General features: G+C 49.7%; 2 protein-coding genes. Both read left to right on the top strand.

Features of this window, described 5'->3' with window-relative positions:
- Positions 1-204: hypothetical protein (locus FAS41_RS31125; protein WP_218939159.1), on the top strand; the 204-nt coding region annotated here is incomplete at its 5' end.
- 77 nt (positions 205-281) lie between these two features.
- The coding region (locus FAS41_RS31120; RefSeq protein ID WP_218939158.1) for a hypothetical protein at positions 282-583 on the top strand (302 nt) is incomplete at its 3' end.

The following is a 583-nucleotide window of genomic DNA, read 5'->3' as shown; positions in this document are numbered from 1 at the left end:
TGGTTTTTGGTCTTAAATGTCAATGTTTTTAATATTTTGAGCAACCATAATGGTCGCCCTTGGGTGTTAGAAGTTCGCGACTGGATTGGTAGCAAGAGCTTGCCAAACATTGAGATAACCGCAGAGCCCTACCCCCCCGAGACTTACATGAGTCACGCCAAAGCGCTCCAGGCCGCCGCCAAGAGCTGCCCTAAACCTCAATAACTACCAGAGCACCGATCGACAAACTCAACCGACGCCCCTCCATTTAAGACCAAAAACCAGCGCACCTGGAGAACCCCTTGATTTCTTACCAAAGTAAAGGCTCCTGGGTTGCCTTCATAATTTTCCTCCCCCTGATACTGATCATAGCCCGCTATGAATTTAAGGTAATGACGAGCACATACAACAAGGACTTAGGCAACGGCGTCGTGATCTACGCCGATGACTACGTGAAAAGTGGGCTATGGGTATTCGACTGCAAGTATCGGCGCCTAGTCAGCCGACAACCATTGCCTACACCATTCCTTGAGTTAAAGCAGGCAACAACCTTCTCTATCGTCTACAAGATGGCTCCGGCGGAGGTGCAGTTCGCTGGCCATAC

The sequence above is a fragment of the Pseudomonas nicosulfuronedens genome, assembly GCF_005877905.1.
Classification (GTDB): Bacteria; Pseudomonadota; Gammaproteobacteria; order Pseudomonadales; family Pseudomonadaceae; genus Pseudomonas; species Pseudomonas nicosulfuronedens.
Note: the sequence above shows the minus strand (reverse complement) of the source record. Positions and strands in the feature narration are given on the sequence as shown.